Annotated in this window: 17 protein-coding genes; 5 read left to right on the top strand and 12 right to left on the bottom strand. The window is 55.9% G+C overall.

The window, feature by feature from the left end; translation table 11 throughout:
- The first annotated feature begins 82 nt into the window (after positions 1-82).
- Positions 83-2914 carry a M16 family metallopeptidase gene (locus GFH31_RS02145; RefSeq protein WP_153498361.1) on the top strand — a complete coding sequence of 944 codons (2832 nt, stop codon included), beginning with the start codon at positions 83-85 and terminating at the stop codon, positions 2912-2914.
- Between the two features lie 70 nt (positions 2915-2984).
- Here the strand turns inward: GFH31_RS02145 and GFH31_RS02150 are convergent, their stop codons facing one another.
- The 3 genes from GFH31_RS02150 to GFH31_RS02160 all read right to left on the bottom strand — a co-directional run bounded on the left by GFH31_RS02150 (position 2985) and on the right by GFH31_RS02160 (position 7505).
- Positions 2985-3632, bottom strand: coding sequence for an NAD(P)-dependent oxidoreductase (locus GFH31_RS02150; protein ID WP_101573451.1), 648 nt, complete (start codon positions 3630-3632; stop codon positions 2985-2987).
- 156 nt (positions 3633-3788) lie between these two features.
- On the bottom strand, positions 3789-5465 hold the full coding sequence (locus GFH31_RS02155; protein ID WP_153498360.1) for a hypothetical protein: 1677 nt from the start codon (positions 5463-5465) through the stop codon (positions 3789-3791).
- 6 nt (positions 5466-5471) lie between these two features.
- A complete protein-coding gene (locus GFH31_RS02160; protein ID WP_410488880.1) occupies positions 5472-7505 on the bottom strand; it encodes a dipeptidyl-peptidase 3 family protein in 2034 nt (677 codons plus the stop codon).
- Between the two features lie 127 nt (positions 7506-7632).
- Between GFH31_RS02160 and panC the strand changes: the two genes are divergently transcribed.
- The 3 genes from panC (at position 7633) to GFH31_RS02175 (ending at position 9807) form a co-directional block, all read left to right on the top strand.
- The gene (gene panC, locus GFH31_RS02165; RefSeq protein WP_118457148.1) at positions 7633-8466 is read left to right on the top strand and encodes a pantoate--beta-alanine ligase; all 834 of its coding nucleotides are present in this window, start codon (positions 7633-7635) and stop codon (positions 8464-8466) included.
- 176 nt (positions 8467-8642) lie between these two features.
- Positions 8643-8996: an aspartate 1-decarboxylase gene (gene panD / locus GFH31_RS02170; protein ID WP_055206200.1), complete on the top strand. Its 354-nt coding sequence runs from the start codon at positions 8643-8645 to the stop codon at positions 8994-8996.
- 145 nt (positions 8997-9141) lie between these two features.
- Positions 9142-9807 (top strand): YggS family pyridoxal phosphate-dependent enzyme, encoded by a 666-nt coding sequence (locus tag GFH31_RS02175; protein WP_055206201.1) that lies wholly within the window; start codon positions 9142-9144, stop codon positions 9805-9807.
- Between the two features lie 34 nt (positions 9808-9841).
- Here GFH31_RS02175 and GFH31_RS02180 read toward each other — a convergent pair whose 3' ends face one another.
- From GFH31_RS02180 to serC, 8 genes are all read right to left on the bottom strand, one after another.
- The gene (locus GFH31_RS02180; RefSeq protein WP_118457144.1) at positions 9842-10912 is read right to left on the bottom strand and encodes a peptidoglycan DD-metalloendopeptidase family protein; all 1071 of its coding nucleotides are present in this window, start codon (positions 10910-10912) and stop codon (positions 9842-9844) included.
- 143 nt (positions 10913-11055) lie between these two features.
- Complete coding sequence (locus GFH31_RS02185; protein ID WP_055206205.1) at positions 11056-11613, bottom strand: 2-oxoacid:acceptor oxidoreductase family protein; 558 nt, start codon at positions 11611-11613, stop codon at positions 11056-11058.
- A 35-nt stretch (positions 11614-11648) separates the two neighbouring features.
- Positions 11649-12410 (bottom strand): thiamine pyrophosphate-dependent enzyme, encoded by a 762-nt coding sequence (locus tag GFH31_RS02190; RefSeq protein WP_055206208.1) that lies wholly within the window; start codon positions 12408-12410, stop codon positions 11649-11651.
- Positions 12411-12416: 6 nt separating this feature from the next.
- The gene (locus GFH31_RS02195) at positions 12417-13502 is read right to left on the bottom strand and encodes a 3-methyl-2-oxobutanoate dehydrogenase subunit VorB (RefSeq protein WP_153498359.1); all 1086 of its coding nucleotides are present in this window, start codon (positions 13500-13502) and stop codon (positions 12417-12419) included.
- Positions 13503-13512: 10 nt separating this feature from the next.
- The gene (locus tag GFH31_RS02200; RefSeq protein ID WP_153498358.1) at positions 13513-13752 is read right to left on the bottom strand and encodes a ferredoxin family protein; all 240 of its coding nucleotides are present in this window, start codon (positions 13750-13752) and stop codon (positions 13513-13515) included.
- Between the two features lie 187 nt (positions 13753-13939).
- Complete coding sequence (locus GFH31_RS02205; RefSeq protein ID WP_118457141.1) at positions 13940-15181, bottom strand: DUF1015 domain-containing protein; 1242 nt, start codon at positions 15179-15181, stop codon at positions 13940-13942.
- A gap of 86 nt (positions 15182-15267) precedes the next feature.
- Entirely contained in the window at positions 15268-16188 is a 921-nt protein-coding gene (locus GFH31_RS02210) for a 3-phosphoglycerate dehydrogenase (RefSeq protein WP_055206214.1), read from the bottom strand.
- Between the two features lie 96 nt (positions 16189-16284).
- Positions 16285-17358 carry a 3-phosphoserine/phosphohydroxythreonine transaminase gene (gene serC / locus GFH31_RS02215; protein WP_101573416.1) on the bottom strand — a complete coding sequence of 358 codons (1074 nt, stop codon included), beginning with the start codon at positions 17356-17358 and terminating at the stop codon, positions 16285-16287.
- Positions 17359-17534: 176 nt separating this feature from the next.
- Here serC and GFH31_RS02220 point away from each other — a divergent pair, with 176 nt between their 5' ends.
- Entirely contained in the window at positions 17535-18419 is an 885-nt protein-coding gene (locus tag GFH31_RS02220; protein ID WP_228385780.1) for a YicC/YloC family endoribonuclease, read from the top strand.
- Between the two features lie 20 nt (positions 18420-18439).
- On the opposite strand, the gene GFH31_RS02225 is transcribed toward GFH31_RS02220, so the two are convergent.
- Entirely contained in the window at positions 18440-20314 is a 1875-nt protein-coding gene (locus GFH31_RS02225; protein WP_153498357.1) for a beta-L-arabinofuranosidase domain-containing protein, read from the bottom strand.
- Between the last annotated feature and the right edge of the window lie 138 nt (positions 20315-20452).

Consider the following 20452-nt stretch of genomic DNA (forward strand, 5'->3'; position numbering starts at 1 on the left):
TCTTCATTCGGAACCATAATATGCTAAATTTGTACGTTCCTTTAAAAGTGAAACCAAATGACGTTAAACACAGATCGGATCCATGAGAAACAAACTGATGCTTCCGTTGCTGGCATGTACCCTTTTGAGTATGAATAGTTGCGGAAATAAAAACAACGACGACAGCGTATCGCTCGATTACGAGAAATACGTCCTCGCGAACGGCCTCGAGGTCGTTCTTCACCACGATGACTCCGACCCGGTAGTGTCGGTGGCCATCCAGTATCACGTAGGCAGCAACCGCGAAAAGCCGGGCAAAACCGGTTTCGCGCACTTCTTCGAACACATGCTGTTCCAGCGCTCCGAAAACCTGCCGCGCAACGCCTTTTTCCAAAAAATCGACGCGATGGGCGGAACGTTCAACGGCGGCACGAGCAACGACGGCACCGTCTACTACGAAACCGTCCCGCGCGATGCGTTGGAAAAAGTGCTGTGGATGGAGTCCGACCGGATGGGCTATTTCATCAACACGGTGACCGAAGGCGGACTGAAACGCGAAATCGACGTCGTATCGAACGAAAAACGACAGGGCGAAAACGCTCCGTACGGACTGGCTTTCGACCTGGTGTTCAAAAACCTGTTCCCCGAAGGACATCCGTACAGTTGGACGGTGATCGGCGAAATTCCCGATTTGAGAAGCGCGACCGTCGAAGACGTCAAGGAGTTCTACGAACGGTATTACCTTCCGGGCAACGCCACGTTGGTCGTCGCCGGCGATTTCGACCCGGCTCAGACCAAAGCGCTGATCGAAAAATATTTCGGGGAGATTCCCGCCCGGCCCGTTCCGGAGGCCCCGAAAACATGGAACGTCGAACTCGACGCGACGCGCAAAATTTCTTACGAGGACACGTTCTGCAATGCGCCGATGCTGATTCTCGCCTACCCGGGCGTCGAAGCCTACCACCGGGACGGTTATGCGCTCGACTTTTTGACGAACTTGCTCGCCGGAGATAAAAAATCCCCGCTGTACAAAGTACTCGTCGAGGAGCGCAAACTGGCGCCCGAAGTGGAGATGTTCAACTACCAGCTCGAAATATCAGGCATGATCGTATTCGACGCCAAGACATTCCCCGGCGTAAAACTGGACGACGTGAAGGCCGCTTACGACGAAGCGCTGGCGCGTTTCGAGCGGGACGGCATCGACCCGAAAGACCTCGAACGGTATAAGATCACCGAAGAGACACGCACCTACAACCGGCTGACTTCGACCAACGGCAAGGCGCTCGCCATGGCGCACGACAACGTATTCGGCGGAACGCCCGACCGGATGCTAAAAGAACTCGACGCTTACCGCTCCGTAACGGCGGACGACGTAATGCGCGTCTACGAAAAATACGTCAAAGGCCGCAACCTACTCGCCGTCAGTATCTACCCGGAAGGAGAAGCCTCTCTGGCGCTGACCGGATCGACACAGATAGCACCCGAGCAGGAGACGATCGGCGAGCAGCAGATGAACGCCGAATCGGGAGCCGTCGCAGACGATCCGTACGAAAAAACGCCGTCGCGGTTCGACCGCAGCGTCGAACCGGACCTGCTGCCTAACACGCCCGAACTGAAAATCCCGGAAATATGGAGCGCAGTGCTCGGCAACGGAATGACGGTCAAAGGGATCGAATATTGCGAACTGCCGCTCGTGAATTTCACGATCGAACTGAACGACGGTATGCTGCTCGACGATCCGGACAAGGTGGGAGTCGCCTACCTGACCGCACAGATGCTCAACGAAGGCACCGCTTCGCGGACGCCCGAAGAACTCGAAGACGCGATCGGGCAACTCGGCGCCCAGATCCGGGTCGCCGCCGCGCGCGAATCGATGACCGTCTCCGGAAATTGCCTGAAGCGGAACTTTTCGCAGGTCATGGCGCTGGTCGGAGAAATGCTGCTGTCGCCGCGCTGGGACGAGAAATCGTTCGCCGTGGTCAAAGAGCGGGCGCTCGACAACATCCGCCAGCGCAGTACCGAACCCAAAGCGATCGCATCGGACGTATTCAACAAAGTCATTTTCGGAGCGAACAACATTCTTTCGAACAACGTGACCGGAACCGAGGCGTCCGTACAGACGATCACGCTGGACGACCTGAAAGCGTTCTATGCGGCCCACTTCACGCCAAAAGCGGCCCGAATGAGCTTCGTCGGAGGACTGACCCGCCCGGAAGTCGAACGGGCGCTGGCTCCGCTGACCGAAAAATGGGAAGCGACAGCGGTCAGCATACCGCTGATCGACGGTAATGCGGCGCGACCGGCCGCCAAGGTCTTTTTTGCGGACTACCCCGGCGCCCGCCAGTCCTACGTTATCGTCGGATCGAAAGCCATGCCCATCGCCGATCCGGACGCCTACCCGGCCGTGATCGTCAACGACAAACTCGGCGAATCGGCGGGCAGTCTGCTGTTCGAAATCCTGCGCCTGCAGCACGGATATACTTACGGGGCCTATTCAGGGTTTTCACAAGGCAACCTGATCAACACGTTCCAGGCGTGGTCGAGCGTACAGGCGACCGTCACGCAGGAATCGCTGACCTTGCTGCGCGACATTCTGAAAAACTACGGGACGGATTACTCGCAGCAGTGGCTCGACCATTCGAAAGAAGCCATGCTGCGCACGATGAACGGCGCCCTCGAAACGCCTAACGCACAGCTAAACATGCTGCGCACGATCGTGCTGTTCGGCCTGCCGGACGATTACGTCAAACAGCGCGAAAACACGCTGAAAACGTTTACGCTCGACCAGGCGAAAACCGTGATCGGAAAGTACCTGAACTTCGACGACATGACCGTCGTCGTCGTGGGCGACGCCAAAACGCAGTTGGAAGGGGTGAAATCCCTCGGACTGGGCGATCCGGTGCTGGTCGATTTCAGCGGACGGCCGATCCGGTAAACGCTCCCTTTACCAAACGACGAAGCCGTTCCCATTGCGGAAACGGCTTCGTCGTTTTCGTAACCCCGGATCAATACCCGATCGTAAAACGTTCGCGGTGGTGCATCTCTTTCTCCAGTTCATCGATCATCGCCACGGCATAGTCCTCTACCGATATCCGGCTCTCTCCGGAAACGCTACGGATCAGGTCGTCCTTGCCCAGCCTGAATTTTCGGGTGCGTTCGCCCGGAACGAGGTTGGCGGCCGGACTGAAAAAGACCCAATCCAGCTCCTTTTCCGGGATCAGGTACGAATAGTAGACCTCGGCCAGTCCCTTGACGCCCGGAGCGAACGCTTCCGGAACACCCCGGTCCATCACGCGCACCCCCGGCGCAACGTACAGGCTTCCGGCCCCGCCGACGATCAGCAACCGACGGACGCCGGCTTCCTTCACGCTCCGGATAATAAGCGGGTAAACCCGCAACGTTTCCCGATAGATATCCGGGTTCCGCCAACCCGGATTGTACGCGCTGATCACGGCATCGCTGCCGGAAACCGCTCCTGCAAGGAATTGCCGGTCGGAAACGTCGCCGGAGACGACTTCGAGTTCGGGTCGGCGGACGGTCATTTTCTCGGGATGGCGCACGATCGCCGTCACCCGGAATCCCCTTTCCAGCGCTTCGCTCAAAATGGCCGAACCGACGAATCCGCTCGCACCGATAATCACAACTTTTTTCATAATCATTCCGTTTTTTCGAAGTATAACGAGATAAACCGCTTCGAACGCGACTTTCCCGGCCGCAGGCGGTTCCCCTTTCGCTACGGAATACCAAATGTTTGCCAAAATGAAAAAAACAGGGAAAATTCCGGAATTTCGTCCGGCCCGGAACGAGAATTACCGGCCGACCGATCCGAAAAACAACCGCCGGATCGCATAGGCCAACGTCACCTGGTGATAGTCGTATTGCGAGGCCAGTCGTTTCCGGTAAGGGGCGATGTGCCGGCTCAGGTATCCCGGAAGCACGGAAAACGGAGCCAGCAACCGCTCGATCGGAATATCGCCGTACAGGTCGTGCAATCCCTCGTTGATCCGGAATTTGCGCGTATAACCGGTCGCACGCAGCAACCGCGACAGGACGGACGGCGGGACGGCTTCGATGATCCGGCGGCTCAACGGTTTGGACGCACGCGGCGGACAAAGTTCGTTTTCGAACGGGATACCCTTCAGCTTCGCATCCAACCAACCGTGTTTCTCGCCGTAAAAAAAGAAGCTCCGGTTCAGTTTGGCCGGCACGTCCATATCCTGCCAAAAAGCGGTCAGGTCGTTATCCCACCACGGAGTGCGCCATCCGTAACCGAAAAATTCGTATACCCTCAGGCTGTGCATGATAAACTTGGCCTGCCGCTCTTGCCAGTCGAAACATTCCGGAAAACCGTTCGACGAAACGCCCGTATCGTTCAGTATCCGCCCGATTTCGCGTTGCAGCGCACGATCCGGCCGCCGGGAACCCCAATTAGAGAAATGCCTCTGCACGGCTTCCGCCGCCTGTGTCGACGTCTGGATAGCGCAAACCTGCGGGGTCAGGTGGCTGCCCGCCAGAAAATCGAGCGTATGTCCCGGAACGAACAGATCGCCGCGCTGTAGAATGCCGCGCCGGCCGAGTTCGTAAACAGCCGCGAAATCCTGCGTATGAGGCATACTCGACGCGCAACAGGACGCGAAACGGAAATACCGATCGAGCAATCCCTGCTCCCGGATCGCATCGAACAGTCCGCGCGTATACTCTACGAAATGCCATTCGTACCCGAACGCTTCGGCCACTTCGCGACTCAGGCGAGACTGCGGGTTTTCCGGAACGCCGTACGAATAGCAAACGACGTTACGGATACCGGCCTTATACAAATAATTGACAATCAAACGGGAGTCATGTCCCCCGCTCAACGGGACGATCCAGTTTCGCACGTCGGGGGCGCTCTCGGTCATCCGCCGGATCGCCTGCGCGAAAAGCGTATCCGCTGTCCGTACCCCTTCCGCCGGGTCGGGCGTCACGTTCATTTTCGGATCGTAAAGGAAATAGCGTTCGGATTCCGTCTCCGCATCCCGCAGGCGGACTATCTCGGCAGCCTGCACGGCAAAAATGTCCCGGAACACCGTCCGCTGTCCAATGACGAAACCCGACAGAAGAAACTGCTCCATTGCCCCGGAATCGATTTCCGGTTGCATTCCGGTATCTTCCATCGCCCGCAGCAGGTCGTCCGTCACCAGCCATGCGTCCCGGAACCGGGTCCGGCACAACGGAAAAGAACGAAGTCGGTCGGTCGCCGCACACAATGCGCCGTCCCGCTGTAAGACGATGGCAAAACAGCCGTTCAACTCCCGAACGAACTCCCCGAAGGCGCCGGCATCCGCAGCCGCGGAAGCGACCAGTCTACAGAAAGCGGCCCCTTCGTAAACGGCATCCCGGTAACGGACATTTCCCTTCACGCAAACCATACCGGCGTCATGCTGCTCGGTAAACCAGTCCAGGCCGTAAAGCAAGATACGATTTTTCGTAGCGGAGACGGTTCGCATTTCCGGTCAGTTTACCGAAGGCAGGAACGAATATTCGCGCGAATACTCCATCATCTGACCGGCATAGTCGTCGGTATATTCGACATTGACGTCGACGATCTCCCCGTTTTCCATGACCGGTTGGTAAACCGGATTGACAAAGCCGCTGTAAGGCGCCAGACCGAGCTTTTGATAACGGTCGAGCACTTCTTTATGCAACTCGGGATCGATCTGCACAGCGTAGGTTTCGACCAACTCCCGGCCGCTCTCGAAATCGCCGGTGCTCTTGATCCGCTGGATCTCCTTCAGCAGTTCGCCGAAAAGCCCCCTCAATTTCTGATAATCGTTCACCACGATATAGGTTTTCCCGTCTTTCACCGCTTTTTCGACGACCCGCTCGTCTTTGCCTTTCTCATAGCACCACTCGGCGATCAGCTTCCGATTGCGCATGTGCGCCTCCTCGACCGTCTTGCCCGGCTCGATCCGCGCGAACTGGGTCATCATTCCGTTCATCATGTAAACGGCATACTCCGTCTTGGCCACGTCGAACGACGGAACGAGTCCCAGTTCGACCATTTTCGGATCGCCCAGATAGTACAGCGCGAACAGGTCGGCGCGCGCCTCTTCCAGCGTCGAAGAGTAATTTTTCAGTTCGTCGCCCTTCACGCCCGGCGCCAGTTGTCCCGAACCGTGTCCGAGGCACTCGTGCAGATCGGTATGCAAGTCGTCGGCCAGCGAGCCGTACTTTTTATGTAGTTCGATCGTCTCCGAATCGAATATGAACTCTTCGTCGAAACCGTTACCCTTGGCAGCCTCCGCATAAGCGGACGTGATATTGCCGACGGTCACCGATTTGGAACCGTGATCGCGGCGGATCCAGTCTGCATTCGGCAGGTTGACGCCGATCGGCGTGGCCGGATAACAGTCGCCGCCAAGTATGGCGGCGGTAATTACCTTTGCCGAAACGCCTTTCACCTCTTTTTTCCGGAACTGTTCGTCGACCGGGGAATGATCCTCGAACCACTGGGCGGCTTCGCAGATGATCTTCGTCCGTTCGGTCGCATCCTCGTCCCGGAAGTTCACCATGCTCTCCCACGAACCGCGATACCCCAGCGGATCGCCGTAACTCTCGATAAAACCGTTCACGAAATCGACTTTAGAGGCCGTATCCCCGACCCACAAGATGCTGTACTTATCGAATTGCTTCAGATCGCCGCTCTTATAAAAAGCGATCAGCGCATCGATCGTTTCCTTCTGACGGCCCACAGCCACCTCCGAAGCCTTCTGCAACCAGTAAACGATCTTTTCGATCGCCGGAGAATACATGCCTCCCACTTTCCAAACCTGCTCCACTAACCGTCCGTCGCCGCCTTTGACCAACTTGCTGTTCAATCCGTAGGAAACCGGCGTCCGGTCGTTCGGGTCCATCCGGGCGGCATAAAACTCCTCGACCTCTTGCTGGGAGACCCCTTCGTAATAATTGTTGGCCGACGCCCGGATAATATCTTCTCCGGCAGCGAGATTCACCCGTTTGGGCATCACCTCCGGGTCGAAAACGACCGGTTTGATCTCGGCTATCACCCGTTCCACGGAACCGAAATCCATCGGAAAATCCGTTTTCGGCGTACCGGCTACCAACTCGTCGAAATAGGCCTCGGTAAATTCCGGCCGAAACTTGTCGGTCGAATAATGATGGTGGATGCCGTTGGCGAACCACACTTTCTTAAGGTATTTCTCGAACTGCTTGAAACGCGGATCTTTCCGATCGCCGGCATATCCCTGATAGATGGCTTCCAGCGTACGGCGGATCCGCAGGTTGTAACGCCCGTTCTGGTCGAACAAAATGTCGCGCCCGCTCAGAGCGGCCTGACTCAGGTAATAGATCAGCAACTTCTCGTTCAGGGCAAGCGTATCGAACCCCGGAACCCGGTATTTCAGCACCCGGATGTCGTCGAAGCGGTCCGCCACCCAATTGAATTTTTCTTCGGTTATCTTTTTCCGGCATCCCCCGACGCCCGCAGCAAGTATCGTCATAAGTAAAACAGTAAAGATTCTTTTCATAAAAGAAAACTTAGGTTCTTCGCAAAGTTACAACCTTTTTCCCGAAAAAATTAGATTATTATAAGCAATTTTCTACCTTTGTGCCGTTAAAATAAAGGCGGTAATATCGCCTGAAAAAACGATTTCGATGAAAGTTTTCACAAGGAACGCAGCGCTTTCCGACGAACTGAAACGGCACCCGGGCACGTGCGGTTTCGTCCCGACGATGGGAGCGTTGCACAACGGGCACTTGTCGCTGGTCGAACAGTGCCGGCGGGAATGCGACACGGTCGTCGTCAGCATTTTCGTCAATCCGACCCAGTTCAACGACCCGAACGATTTGAAAAACTACCCGCGAACCGTGGAAGCCGACCTGGCACTGCTCGAAAAAGCGGGCGCCGACTTCGCGCTGACCCCTTCGGTAGAAGACATTTATCCGGAAAAAGACACGCGAGTATTCGATTTCGGGCTGCTGGACAAGGTGATGGAAGGCGCGCACCGACCGGGGCATTTCAACGGCGTAGCCCAAGTGGTGAGCCGCCTGTTCGACATCGTCCGCTGCGACAAGGCCTATTTCGGTGAAAAGGATTTCCAGCAGATCGCCGTGATTCGGGAATTGGTACGTCAGTGCGACTACCCGCTGCAAATCGTCGCATGTCCGATTGTCCGCGACACCGACGGACTGGCGCTCAGTTCGCGCAACGCGCTGCTGACACCCGCACACCGGGCCGCCGCGCCGCTGATCTACAAAGCTCTGAAGGAAGGGGTCGAAAGCGCGCGCAGCATGTCGGTGGACGAAATGAAACGCCGGGTCGTCGAACGGATCGACGCCGACCCGCTGCTGCAAGTCGAATATTTCGAAGTGGTCAACGCCGATACGCTGGAAGGGATCGACCGGTGGAGCAACACGTTCCCGATGCGCGGCTGCATCGCCGTCCAGGCCGGCAACGTGCGGCTGATCGACAATATCGCGATCTTGTAACAGGATGGTATATAAACGCTTATAATAACACGCAAACGACTGCGGCCTAAGAAAATCGCACGAGGCCGATAAAAGATTGGGGATTTAAATATATTTGTTAAATTTGCCGATCGGTAACATGTTTTTATCAGGAGAACTGCGGCCTACGCCGCACTAACTAATTGGGGAACAAAGCAATGCAGATAGAGGTATTCAAGTCCAAGATACACCGGGTGACCATAACCGAGGCCAACCTCAGTTATGTGGGGAGTATCACCATCGACGAGGATTTGCTGGATGCTGCCAATATGATCGCCGGGGAGAAAGTTCAGATCGTGAACGTCAACAACGGGGAACGTCTCGAAACTTATATCATCAAAGGGGAGCGCGGCAGCGGAGCCGTGTGCCTGAACGGGCCGGCGGCGCGCCGTTGCGTAGTCGGCGACGTAGTGATCATCATCTCGTACGCGCTGATGGACTTCGAAGAAGCCAAAACGTTCAAGCCGTGGGTCGTTTTTCCCGACACGGAGACCAACAGGCTGATCAAATAGGTTTCCGGCGAAAACGCCTGTTCGGCACAGACCGATTCCGACATACGCCGTCTGCATGAATTTCGTGTGCAGAAAAGGAGTATCGTCGGTTTTTGTTTGCCGTTTTTTCGTTAACTTTGGATACTGAAACGTTACAGGAAATATCATGTCGATTGCCGAAAAAATCACCGGGCTCCGCGCGGCGCTGCCGCAACACGTGGAACTGATCGCCGTATCGAAAACCTATCCGCCGTCAGCCGTTCTGGAAGCCTACCGGGCCGGGCAACGCGCTTTCGGAGAAAACCGCCCGCAGGAACTCGTCGAGAAGTACCATGCCCTGCCGAAGGACATCCGATGGCATCAGATCGGCGGCCTGCAATCCAATAAAGTCAAATACATCGCCCCGTTTGTCGCGATGATCCATTCGGTGGAATCGGCGAAACTGCTGGACGTGATCCAGAAAGAAGCGGTCAAAAACGACCGGACGATCGATGTCCTGCTCGAAATACGCATCGCACGGGAAGCGTCGAAACACGGATGGAGCGAGAAAGACCTGATCGACTACCTGCAAACGGGCGCCTACCGGAACCTGAACTCCGTTCGTTTCCGGGGACTTATGGGCGTCGCGACCCATACCGAGGATCAAGAGACGATCCGCGCCGAATTCACCCGTCTGCACGAATTGTTCGTCAGGTTGGGAAACGAGTATTTCGACCGCGATTTCGATACGCTTTCGATGGGCATGACCTCCGATTATCCGATCGCCGTCTCATGCGGCAGCACGATGGTGCGTATCGGAAGCTACATCTTCGGAGCGCGCAACTACCTATAAGACAAAAATGTCATAAAAACATCCGGATTCAAAGCTACTTGATCCGCAGACGCCGGCCGAGCTTCAGCACGGTTTTCGGAGTGATGTTATTCAGGCGGCATATCTGACTGACCGAAACGCCGTATTTAAGCGCCAGCCGACCGAGAATATCGCCCTGTTTGATCGTATGGTAAACGGCGTTGCTGGAACTGACGGTCGCCGTTTTAGTCTGTTGCTCCTCCTTTTTCTGGGCGGCGGCGATCCGTTCCAGAATGTCGCCGGAGGCAGTATCCCCTTCCGCAGAAGCCAGCAACGGAAAGTCGTCGTCGTCCTCTTCCAGAATTTCCGAAGCGCGGGAATGAATGTTGAAGAACTGTTTTTCGAGGGCGAAAGTCTGGTATTTCAACTGCCCCGTCTGGAAATCGACGATAAATTCGGGATCGAAGGTCTGATCGCAGTAACGCATTTCGAAATGCAGATGCGGTCCCCGGCTGCGCCCGGTCGAACCGCAGAATCCGATTACCTGCCCGCATTTAACGTAATCGTTCACCTTGACATTGAGCTTCGAAAGATGAGCATGCCAGGTTTCCAGGCCATTTTCATGCCGGACGATCACCAGATTCCCGAAACCGCCCGTATTGTACTTCGCATAACGAATTTTGCCGTCGAACGCGGCGTAAATCGGTTCGCCGATCTTCAGCGGAATATCCACGCCGTTGTGGTTGCGGCGGCCGCGCGGGCCGTATTTCGACAGCACCGAGCCGACTACCGGAGCTTTGAATCCGGACAGATCCTTTACCAGATTCAGATCCACCACCGACGGTAGATCCTCGTAAGCGATGCTTTTATAAGCGAAAACCTGCGAGGTATCCCAATACTGCATATAGACCGGCAGCGAATCTCGCACTTTCAGCGCGGGACGGTAGTAACGCCAGGTATTATTGCTGAAAATAATGATCCGGGTTTCGGGATCGTCGGTCGCCAGCGTATCCAACGGCTGCTGCGGCAGATCTTCGATGTGCAACGTCGCCGGAACGACCGGACGGCGCCTGCGCGATTGGCCGTGGAGCGTGGCTGCGGTCAAAACAAATAACAGGGATACCGTTATCAGATATCTGAAATTCATGCTCGTTCGGAATTATATCGTTACAAAACTAACAATAATTTCCGACAATTCGGCATTTTTCGAAAGGCTGATACCCTCCGTGCGCGAGAAAGCCGTTCCTCTCCCTCAGCGGACTCCGGAACAAAAGGTCAGCTCCCGGCAGTTCAGGCCACCATTTCGGGCACCCGGATAATCTCCATGCCCTTCTGTATGGCCGCTTCGTTAGCGGGGATCAGCGACGCCATCCGTTCCGGCAGCGATTTGGCCAGTCCCCGGAAAACGTTGTCGAGCGATACGACCGGCTTCACTTTCAGGTAGCCGCCCAGGATCATCGTATTGAAAACGCGTATGTTGCCCAGCCGGGCAGCCTCTTCGGTCGCCGGAATCGCATACACCCGGATATCCTTGCGCTGCGGTGGGCGCACCACCCCGTTCGGATCGTAAATCAGCACGCCGCCCGGCTTGACACGCGGTTCAAACTTATCCATGCTCTGCTGGTTCAGGATGATCGCCGTATCGTAATCGTGTACGATCGGCGAACTGATCTGCCGGTCGCTCAGGATCACCGTCACATTGGCAGTTCCGCCGCGCATTTCCGGGCCGTAAGACGGCATCCAGCTCACTTCGAGTCCCTGCATCACGCCCGAGTAGGCGAGAATTTTGCCCATCGACAGCACGCCCTGTCCGCCGAAACCGGCTATGATAATCTCTTCTTTAAACATATCTCTACGATTAAACGCGTTCGGTAAACAAATTATTATCCTTTGATATCCCCCAGCGGATACAGCGGCAACATGTTCTGCTCCATCCACCGGTTCGCCTCGGTCGGCGACATTTTCCAGCCCGAATTGCAGGTCGCTACGAATTCGACGAACGACAGCCCTTTCCGCTGCATCGAATTCTCGAAGGCCTTACGCAACGCCTTTTTCGCTTTACGGACGGCACCGGGGGTGTGGACGCTCTGCCGCGTCAAGTAGCACACCCCGTCGAGATGCGCCAACATATCGGCCACCTTGAACGGGTAACCGTGCAACTGCGGATCGCGTCCTTCGGGAGTCGTCACGGTCTTCATGCCAAGCAGCGTCGTCGGAGCCATCTGCCCGCCGGTCATGCCGTAGATCGCATTGTTGACATAGATGATCGTGATGTTCTCGCCGCGGTTGCACGCGTGGATCGTCTCGCCGGTTCCGATCGCGGCCAGGTCGCCGTCGCCCTGGTACGTAAAGACCAGCTTCGACGGATTCAGCCGTTTGATCGCCGTAGCTACCGCCGCCGCGCGCCCGTGCGCCGCTTGCACCCAATCGATATCGACGTAGTCGTACGCCAGCACCGCGCAGCCCACCGGCGTAATGCCGATCGCGTCGTGCTCGACCTGCATTTCGTCGATCACTTCGGCGACCAGTTTGTGGATCGTTCCGTGGCTGCACCCCGGACAGAAGTGCATCACGGCATCGGTCAGCAGCCGGGGCTTCGCATAGACCCGGTTTTCCGGGATCAATTTTATTTCAGATTCAGCCATAAACTTCTACTTTAACGAAAAATTCTTTTTCAGCGCCTCCAGCACCTCGCTCGGCGAATGCACCACGCCGCCCGTGCGCCCGAAATGGAATACCGGAACGCGACACCGGGCGGCCAACTGCACGTCCTCGATCATCTGCCCGGTGCTCATTTCGACCGACAGGAAACCTTTGACGCGCTGCGACAGTTCGTCGATCGCTCCGGTCGGGAACGGATAGAGCGTAACCGGCCGTAGCAGTCCGACTTTCAGTCCCTCCTCGCGAGCCAGCTCGACCGTTTTCTGGGAAATACGCGCGGAAGACCCGTAAGCGACCAATACGTAATCGGCATCGTCGCACTGCACGGCCTCGTAGCGCACCTCGTTTTCGCGGATCGTCCGGTACTTTTCGGACAGTTTCAGGTTGAACCGCTCCTGGCGCAGCGGATCGAGTTCGACGGACGTAACGATGTTCCGTTTGCGGTCGGCCGGCTTGCCGGTCGTAGCCCAGCCGCCCCAGTGTTCGGCAATATAGGCGTCGCTCCAGCGCGGCCGGGGTTCGGTCAGCATCACTTTCTCCATCATCTGGCCGATCACGCCGTCCGACAGAATCATTACCGGATTGCGGTACTTGAACGCCAGTTCAAAACCCAGCGGTACGAAATCGTACATCTCCTGCACCGAATTGGGAGCCAGCACGATCAGGTGGTAGTCGCCGTGGCCGCCGCCCTTGACTGCCTGAAAATAGTCGGCCTGCGACGGCTGGATCGTCCCGAGCCCCGGCCCGCCGCGCGATACGTTCACCACCACGCACGGCAGTTCGGCGCCGGCCAGGTAACTGAGCCCCTCGCACATCAGGCTGATACCCGGACTCGACGACGAGGCCATCACCCGCCTACCGCAGGCCGCGCCGCCGTAAAGCATGTTCACCGCCGCCACTTCGCTCTCGGCCTGCAACACGACCATACCGGTCGTCTCCCACGGCCGCATCGCGGTCAGCGTTTCCAGTATTTCGGACTGGGGCGTGATCGGATAACCGAAATAGCCGTCGCAACCGCAGCGCACGGCGGCTTCGGCCACCACTTCGTTCCCTTTCATCAATCGTATCTCTTCCATACCTCCTTCCTTATAAATCAAACTCCCGGATTTTTTGCCGGTAAACCGTAATACAACAGTCGGGACATACCAGCGCGCACGACGCGCAACCGGTACAGGCGTCCGGATCGACCATCCGCGCGTAATTATATCCCTTCGCATTCACTTCGGCCGCCAGATCGAGCACCCGCATCGGACACGCCTCGACACACACCCGGCAACCCTTGCAACGGTCGCGCTCGATCACTACGGTTCCTTTGATTTTAGCCATATCCAATTTTTAATTTCAGTCAAAAATAGTACGCCGGACTGCAAAACGGAGACGCTTTCCGGACTTTGCTACGACACCAAAAATGACGCTGCGGCAGGGTTTCCCGCTTGCACTCAGCCGGGTACCGAACAAAAAAACAGGAGGCTTAACGCCCCCTGTTTTCGGTAAAAAAGTATTTTCAGCCCGATTATTCCAACGAATGGATCACCAGTCCCGAACGCAGTTTCGGTTCGAACCAAGTCGTTTTCGGAGGCATGATATTGCCCGTATCGGCGATGTCGATCAGTTGCTTCATCGACACCGGATAGAGGGCGAAAGCCACCTGCATTTCACCGCTGTCGACGCGGCGCTGCAACTCGCCCAACCCGCGGATACCGCCGACGAAGTCGATCCGCTTGTCGGTGCGCAGGTCTTTGATGCCGAGCAGTTCGTCGAGCACGAGGTTCGACAGGATCGTCACGTCGAGCACGCCGATCGGATCGTTATCGTCGTACGTCCCGGCCTTGGCCGTCAGGCTGTACCAGCGGCCGCCAAGGTACATCGCGAAATTATGCAACTCGGTCGGATGATAGATTTCCGTACCTTTGTCCTCCACTGCAAAACTTTTCTCGAGCGCCGCGAGCAACTGCCCGGGCGTCAAGCCGTTCAGATCTTTTACGAGGCGGTTGTAATCGATGATCTTCAATTGACTGTCCGGAAAAATAACGGCCAGAAAAAAACAATACTCCTCGTCTCCGGTATGCGCCGGATTGGTCTTCATCTTCTCCTGCCCGACCCGCGCGGCGGCGGCCGTACGGTGATGCCCGTCGGCCACGTACAACGCCGGAATTTGTTCGAAAATCTCGGTAATCCGTCGCTGCACGGCCGGATCGTCGATCACCCAGAACTGATGGCGAAACCCGTCGGCTGCAGTGAAATCGTATTCGGCCGCGTTGTTTTCCACCACTCCGCGCACGATCATATCCATCTCGGTATCGGCCGGATACGAGAAGAATACCGGTTCGATATTGGCATTCTGATTGCGCACGTGGATCATCCGGTCTTCTTCTTTGTCGGGACGGGTCAGTTCGTGCTTTTTAATCTTACCGGTCAGGTAATCGTCGAAATGACAGGCGGCTACCAGCCCGTACTGCGTCCGTCCGTCCATCGTCTGGGCATAGACGTAATATTTCTCCGTATCGTCCTGCACGAGCCACCCTTTTTCACGCCATTTCTTGAAATTCTCGACAGCTTTATCGTAAACCTCGGCGCAATGTTCGTCGGCGATCGGGCTGAAATCGATCTCCGGTTTGATGATGTGCAGCAACGATTTTTCGGTCGCTTCCTTGCTCGCCTCCTCCGAATTGAGCACGTCGTACGGGCGCGACGCCACCTCGGCGGCATACTCCTTCGGCGGGCGAATCCCTTTGAACGGTTTTATTCTTACCATGAAATCACTATTTACAATTAATCCTCAATTCAATAAGACAAAAAGCCCCCGCACACTGCCGGGGGCCCTGTTGTTAAAATTCAGGTCTATTTGTTGACCTGGAAACGACGGTTGCCGTTCTTCAGGAAATCAACCACCTGATTAGCGGCGGCAAGCCCCGCGTTGACATTCGCTTCGGCAGTCTCGGCTCCCATCTTTTTCGCCGTTGCGAAAACCCGTTTACCGAACTTTTCGGCCAGTTGCGGCTGCGCATCGGCGGCAATGTCGGTGATGTATTTCAGGTCGGGGCGTTCTTCGAGCGCCTGCATCAAGCCGGCCTCGTCGATCACCTCCTTACGCGCCGTATTGACCAACGTAGCGCCCTTGGGCATCGAGGTCAGCAACTTGTAACCGATCGACTTCCGAGTCTGATCGGTAGCCGGAATGTGCAGCGAAAGAAAGTCGGACGAAGCATACAGCTTTTCGACCGAATCCGCCACTTCCACGCCGTCGGCTTTGAAAACGTCGGCCGGGACGAACGGGTCGAAAGCGCACACCTTCATGCCCAACGCCTTGCCGTAACGGGCCACGATGCGGCCGACGTTGCCGTAAGCCTGGATTCCGAGCCGTTTGCCGCTGATCTCCGATCCGGTGCCGGGGGTGAACTGATTGCGCGCCATAAAAACCATCATGCCCACGACCAATTCGGCCACGGCGTTCGAGTTCTGCCCCGGGGTATTCATCACGACGATCCCTTTGGCGGTGCAGGCGGCCAGGTCGACGTTGTCGTAACCGGCACCGGCGCGAACGACGATTTTCAGTTTCTCGGCGGCGGCGACTACTTCGGCCGTCACTTTGTCGCTGCGGATAATCAGCCCGTCGGCATCTTTCACGGCCGCCAGCAGGTCGGCCTTGTCCGCATATTTTTCCAGCAAGGCCAGTTCGTAACCCGCCCCTTCAATGATTTCGCGTATTCCGTCGACCGCCGCTTTCGCAAACGGCTTTTCGGTAGCTACCAATATCTTCATAGTTTCTACATTAATTAACGATTGAAAAAACACGGCCTTTTTCGCCAACGTAGGTCGTAATGTCGTAACAAGGCCCATAACTTTCGTTTTTACCGATTATTTTACGTGCATTTTTTCGAATTCCCGCATACAGTCTACCAACGCCTGAACGCTTTCGATCGGCAGCGCATTGTAGATCGACGCACGGAAACCGCCCACCAGACGGTGTCCCTTGATGCCGACCATGCCTTTGCCTTTGGCGAATTCGAGGAATTCGGGAGCCAGGTCGGCGTATTTTTCCTGCATCACGAAGCAAACGTTCATCAGCGAACGGTCTTCCTTCACGGCCGTACCGACGAATACCTTGCTGTTGTCGATCGCGTCGTACAGCAGCTCAGCTTTCGCCCGGTTACGTTTCTGAATCTCTTTCACGCCGCCGATCGACTTCAACCACTTCAGGGTTTCTTTCACGACGTAGATCGCGAATACCGGGGGCGTATTGAACATCGAATCGTTGGCGATGTGGTTGCGGTAATCGACCATCGACGGAAGCGGACGGGACACCTTGCCGAGCAGGTCTTCGCGAACGATCACGAACGTCACCCCGGCGGGACCGATGTTCTTCTGCGCGCCGCCGTAAATCATGCCGTATTTCGAAACGTCCACCGGACGGCTCAGGATATCGGAACTCATGTCTGCGATCACCGGCACCGGCGAGTCGATATCGGTGTGGTATTCGGTACCGTAGATCGTATTGTTGGTCGTAATGTGCAGGTAATCCAAATCGGTCGGGATCGCATATCCTTTCGGAATATAAGTAAAGTTTTTATCCTCGGACGAGGCGAGCACCTGCACTTCGCCGAAATTTTTGGCTTCCTTGATCGCTTTTTTGGCCCATACGCCGGTGTTCACGTATCCGGCCTTCTTTTCGAGGAAATTGTACGGCACTTCGAAAAACTGCGTGCTGGCGCCGCCGCCCAAAAAGAGGATCTTATAGTTGTCGGGAATATTCAGCAATTCGCGGAACAGGGCCATGGCTTCGTTGTTGACAGCCTCGAAGTCTTTGGTACGGTGCGAAATCTCCAGCAACGACAATCCGGAACCCTCAAAATCCAAAATAGCTTTTGCCGCATTCTCAATCGCCACGCGCGGAAGAATCGAAGGACCTGCATTGAAATTGTGTTTTTTCATAGTTTTAAGACATATTAAGTTTAGTATTCGGAATCGGAATTAACAGGTTCCAAAGTTATTAAATTATTTCCAAAACACGCAAAAAAAACGTATTTTTAATCGGCTTGCGAGCTCTTTTATTTTTTTTAACCCATTTTTAAGCTACTTTTGCAGACCTCATCTAACAACGCATCCCGATGATAAAATCCATGACCGGTTACGGCAAAGCCGAAGCCGTCCTCAATCACAAAAAGATAACCGTCGAAATCCGTTCGCTGAACAGCAAGCAGCTCGACCTGACGGTAAAGGTTCCGGCCGTCTACCGGCAAAGCGAATACGAAATCCGCAACCGGATCGGCAAGCGGCTCCAGCGGGGAAAGATCGACGCCTACGTCTCTTACGAAATAACCGGCGACAGCGTCCCGGTCAACATCGACCGGAAGACCTTTACGGCTTATTTCGGGCAAATCCGCGAAATCGCCGCCGAAAACGGGATCGACTGGAACGGAAGCGCGCTGGACGCCGCCGTCGTACCCGCCGTCTTGCGGCTGCCCGAAGTGATCCAGAACGACCAGCAGACCGTTTCGGAAGCGGAAACCCAAGCGCTGAAACGGTGCGTCGAAGAGGCGGTCGACCACATGGAACAGTTCCGTATTCAGGAAGGCACGATCCTGATCGCCGACCTGTTGCGCCGAATCGACCGGATCGAACAGCTCAAAGAGGAGATCGTCCCGTTCGAAAAGGCGCGCGCCGAGACGATCAAAACGCGCATCCGCGAAAACATCGAATCGCTCGGCATCCCGTTCGACGCGAACCGGCTCGAACAGGAGATGATCTATTATATTGAGAAACTGGATATCACCGAGGAGAAAGTACGACTTCAGAACCATTGCAAATATTTCCGCGAAGTAGCCCGCGGCGAAGAGGCTCCCGGCCGCAAGCTCGGCTTCATCGCGCAGGAACTCGGCCGCGAGATCAACACGCTCGGGTCGAAAGCCAACGAAGCCACGATCCAGAAAAAGGTCGTCGAAATGAAGGACGAACTCGAAAAAATCAAGGAGCAGGTACTCAATATCCTTTAACCATCGCTCCACAATCCCGGTTACGGCCGGTTGCTCCAAACCGGAATCGTGTCCCGGCTGAAAACGACGGGAGTCAGGCCGGTATCGACATTCAACCAGGTCGTATACGGAGTATTCGCGGGTTTGGCGGCATAGTCCTCGACGGCAACGGTATGTCCGTCGGCAGTAGCTACCCGGGCATAAAACCAATGTCCCGGCCGTTTTTCGAAAGCCAGTGCGTCGAACGATTCCGGAGTGAACCGGTATTTCACCGCTTCTTCGGAAGGCTTTGCTACGGAAAGCAATACCGGACCGTAATAAACCGACGTACGACCGGCCATGTTTCCGTCCCCGACCCAGTAGTGGACGCGCATATCCAAATCGAGTTCCACGACGTCGCCCGACCTCCACTTTCGCTCCAACCGGTAATAATGTCCCGGAGTTACGCCGCTGCACGGTACGCCGTTCATCCTCACCGAGGCCCGGGACGACCACACGGGGATTCGCAGGTTCAGTCCGAAACGTTCGGCGCGGCCGGGATCGAGCGTAATCCGTACGGAACCGCTTTTCGGGTAATCGGTTTGCTGCACGATTCCGATCGGATGCCCTTTCGGCGTAAGCGTCCGGACGTTCGACTGTCCGTAATAATTCAAATAAATATCCCGGTCGTCGTTCAGCACGCCCCACTGGGTAAACTGGCTCAGGCCCCGGTTGCCGCTCGCCTGGCAACAGTTCATTTCGCGCCCTCCCTCATAACTGTGGGGCGCCAGTTCGATCTGCGAACTGACACGCTGCCCGTCGGACGAGTTCATGTAGACGAACTCCTTGTCGCCCAACTGACTCCCCAGCGTAGCGTTGAAATACGAAAGCTCCAGTTCGTCGGCCACGTAGGAATTTTTACTCAACTTCAGGTACTCGGTCGAAAAAGTCATCCAAGCCACCGTATTGCAGGTTTCGCTGCCCGCGCCGTAAATATCGCCGGTAGCGCCCTCGCCGGTTCCGAAACTACCGGTATTGTGGCGGTCGTGGCTCACGATCCCCCACCACAACGACTCCATCGCGTCGGCATAATCCCGGTTGCCGGTTACTCGGTAGAGAACGGCCAGCGTGGTCAGCGTATAGAGGCTTTCCCAGCGCTTCTGCGCCGAATAACAGAAAGGGGTCCCGGCCAGGGACGACTCAAGCCAGTTGCAGGACAACGTACTGTTCGTATAAAAATCATGGTAAGGAAGCGTCCATTCGGTACGGACAATGTATTCGGCCGCTTGCAGATAGCGCGGATCGCGGGTCTGTTCGTACAGCAGGGCGAACATGTGGCTCGCGGCAAAATTGCATTCTCCCCAATTCTGCGAGGCGAAGGTCCGCTTACCCTGGATGAAATAATCGTACAGGCAATCGGCCGCCCGGCAGACGACCTCCAACGCCTGTCGGTCGCCGGTCACCCGGTACCATTGATACAGTCCGTACAGGCAGTGGTAATGCCCCCAGGTATCCCATTTTTCAGGAGGATTGTCGAAACGCTCCCGGTCGGACCAGGGGCCCAGGTATCCGTCGCTGCGCTGGGAACGCGCCAGCAGTTCCGTCATCCGCCGACCGACGGTCAGCGTAGCCGGGTTCCGGGTAGCCAGGTAGGTCTGCGCCACGCCCGCAAGTATCTTACCGGGAAATTCACCGTGCCACATGCACTTGAACAACGTATTCGAATCGGGACGCAGGAACGCGCCGAACAGGTCGGGATTGTTTTCCAGCAGCGGAACGAGCCACGTCTTTTCGTTCGCAGACAACCGTTCGCCGACATGTCCTCCGACTTCGAAAGAGAGCGCCTCGTTACGCAGGATATTGGGCATCTCTTCGCCCGAAGCGGAAAAAACGGCGCAAAAAAATGCCGAACAAAACAAATGACGCAGGTATTTCATAGCAAAATAAAAAACGGGTTAAGAAAACGGTCTTTTTACAAAGATAGACGCGCTATACGAAAAAACAACCCGTTCCGCAGCAATTCCACAGATTCCGGAGCGCGAGATACGGTTTTTTTGACTTTTCGGTCAAAAGTA

This window comes from Alistipes sp. dk3624 (genome assembly GCF_009557455.1).
Classification (GTDB): Bacteria; Bacteroidota; Bacteroidia; order Bacteroidales; family Rikenellaceae; genus Alistipes_A; species Alistipes_A hominis.

Excerpts from the sequence above, each read along its gene's own strand:
- GFH31_RS02160 (WP_410488880.1), bottom strand. The coding sequence starts at position 7,505 with ATGAAAAGAATCTTTACTGTTTTACTTATGACGATACTTGCTGCGGGC.
- GFH31_RS02175 (WP_055206201.1), top strand. The coding sequence starts at position 9,142 with ATGTCGATTGCCGAAAAAATCACCGGGCTCCGCGCGGCGCTGCCGCAA.
- panC (WP_118457148.1), top strand. The coding sequence starts at position 7,633 with ATGAAAGTTTTCACAAGGAACGCAGCGCTTTCCGACGAACTGAAACGG.
- GFH31_RS02150 (WP_101573451.1), bottom strand. The coding sequence starts at position 3,632 with ATGAAAAAAGTTGTGATTATCGGTGCGAGCGGATTCGTCGGTTCGGCC.
- GFH31_RS02190 (WP_055206208.1), bottom strand. The coding sequence starts at position 12,410 with ATGGCTGAATCTGAAATAAAATTGATCCCGGAAAACCGGGTCTATGCG.
- GFH31_RS02145 (WP_153498361.1), top strand. The coding sequence starts at position 83 with ATGAGAAACAAACTGATGCTTCCGTTGCTGGCATGTACCCTTTTGAGT.
- GFH31_RS02225 (WP_153498357.1), bottom strand. The coding sequence starts at position 20,314 with ATGAAATACCTGCGTCATTTGTTTTGTTCGGCATTTTTTTGCGCCGTT.
- serC (WP_101573416.1), bottom strand. The coding sequence starts at position 17,358 with ATGAAAAAACACAATTTCAATGCAGGTCCTTCGATTCTTCCGCGCGTG.
- GFH31_RS02220 (WP_228385780.1), top strand. The coding sequence starts at position 17,535 with ATGATAAAATCCATGACCGGTTACGGCAAAGCCGAAGCCGTCCTCAAT.
- GFH31_RS02195 (WP_153498359.1), bottom strand. The coding sequence starts at position 13,502 with ATGGAAGAGATACGATTGATGAAAGGGAACGAAGTGGTGGCCGAAGCC.
- GFH31_RS02205 (WP_118457141.1), bottom strand. The coding sequence starts at position 15,181 with ATGGTAAGAATAAAACCGTTCAAAGGGATTCGCCCGCCGAAGGAGTAT.
- GFH31_RS02200 (WP_153498358.1), bottom strand. The coding sequence starts at position 13,752 with ATGGCTAAAATCAAAGGAACCGTAGTGATCGAGCGCGACCGTTGCAAG.
- GFH31_RS02155 (WP_153498360.1), bottom strand. The coding sequence starts at position 5,465 with ATGCGAACCGTCTCCGCTACGAAAAATCGTATCTTGCTTTACGGCCTG.
- GFH31_RS02185 (WP_055206205.1), bottom strand. The coding sequence starts at position 11,613 with ATGTTTAAAGAAGAGATTATCATAGCCGGTTTCGGCGGACAGGGCGTG.
- GFH31_RS02180 (WP_118457144.1), bottom strand. The coding sequence starts at position 10,912 with ATGAATTTCAGATATCTGATAACGGTATCCCTGTTATTTGTTTTGACC.
- GFH31_RS02210 (WP_055206214.1), bottom strand. The coding sequence starts at position 16,188 with ATGAAGATATTGGTAGCTACCGAAAAGCCGTTTGCGAAAGCGGCGGTC.
- panD (WP_055206200.1), top strand. The coding sequence starts at position 8,643 with ATGCAGATAGAGGTATTCAAGTCCAAGATACACCGGGTGACCATAACC.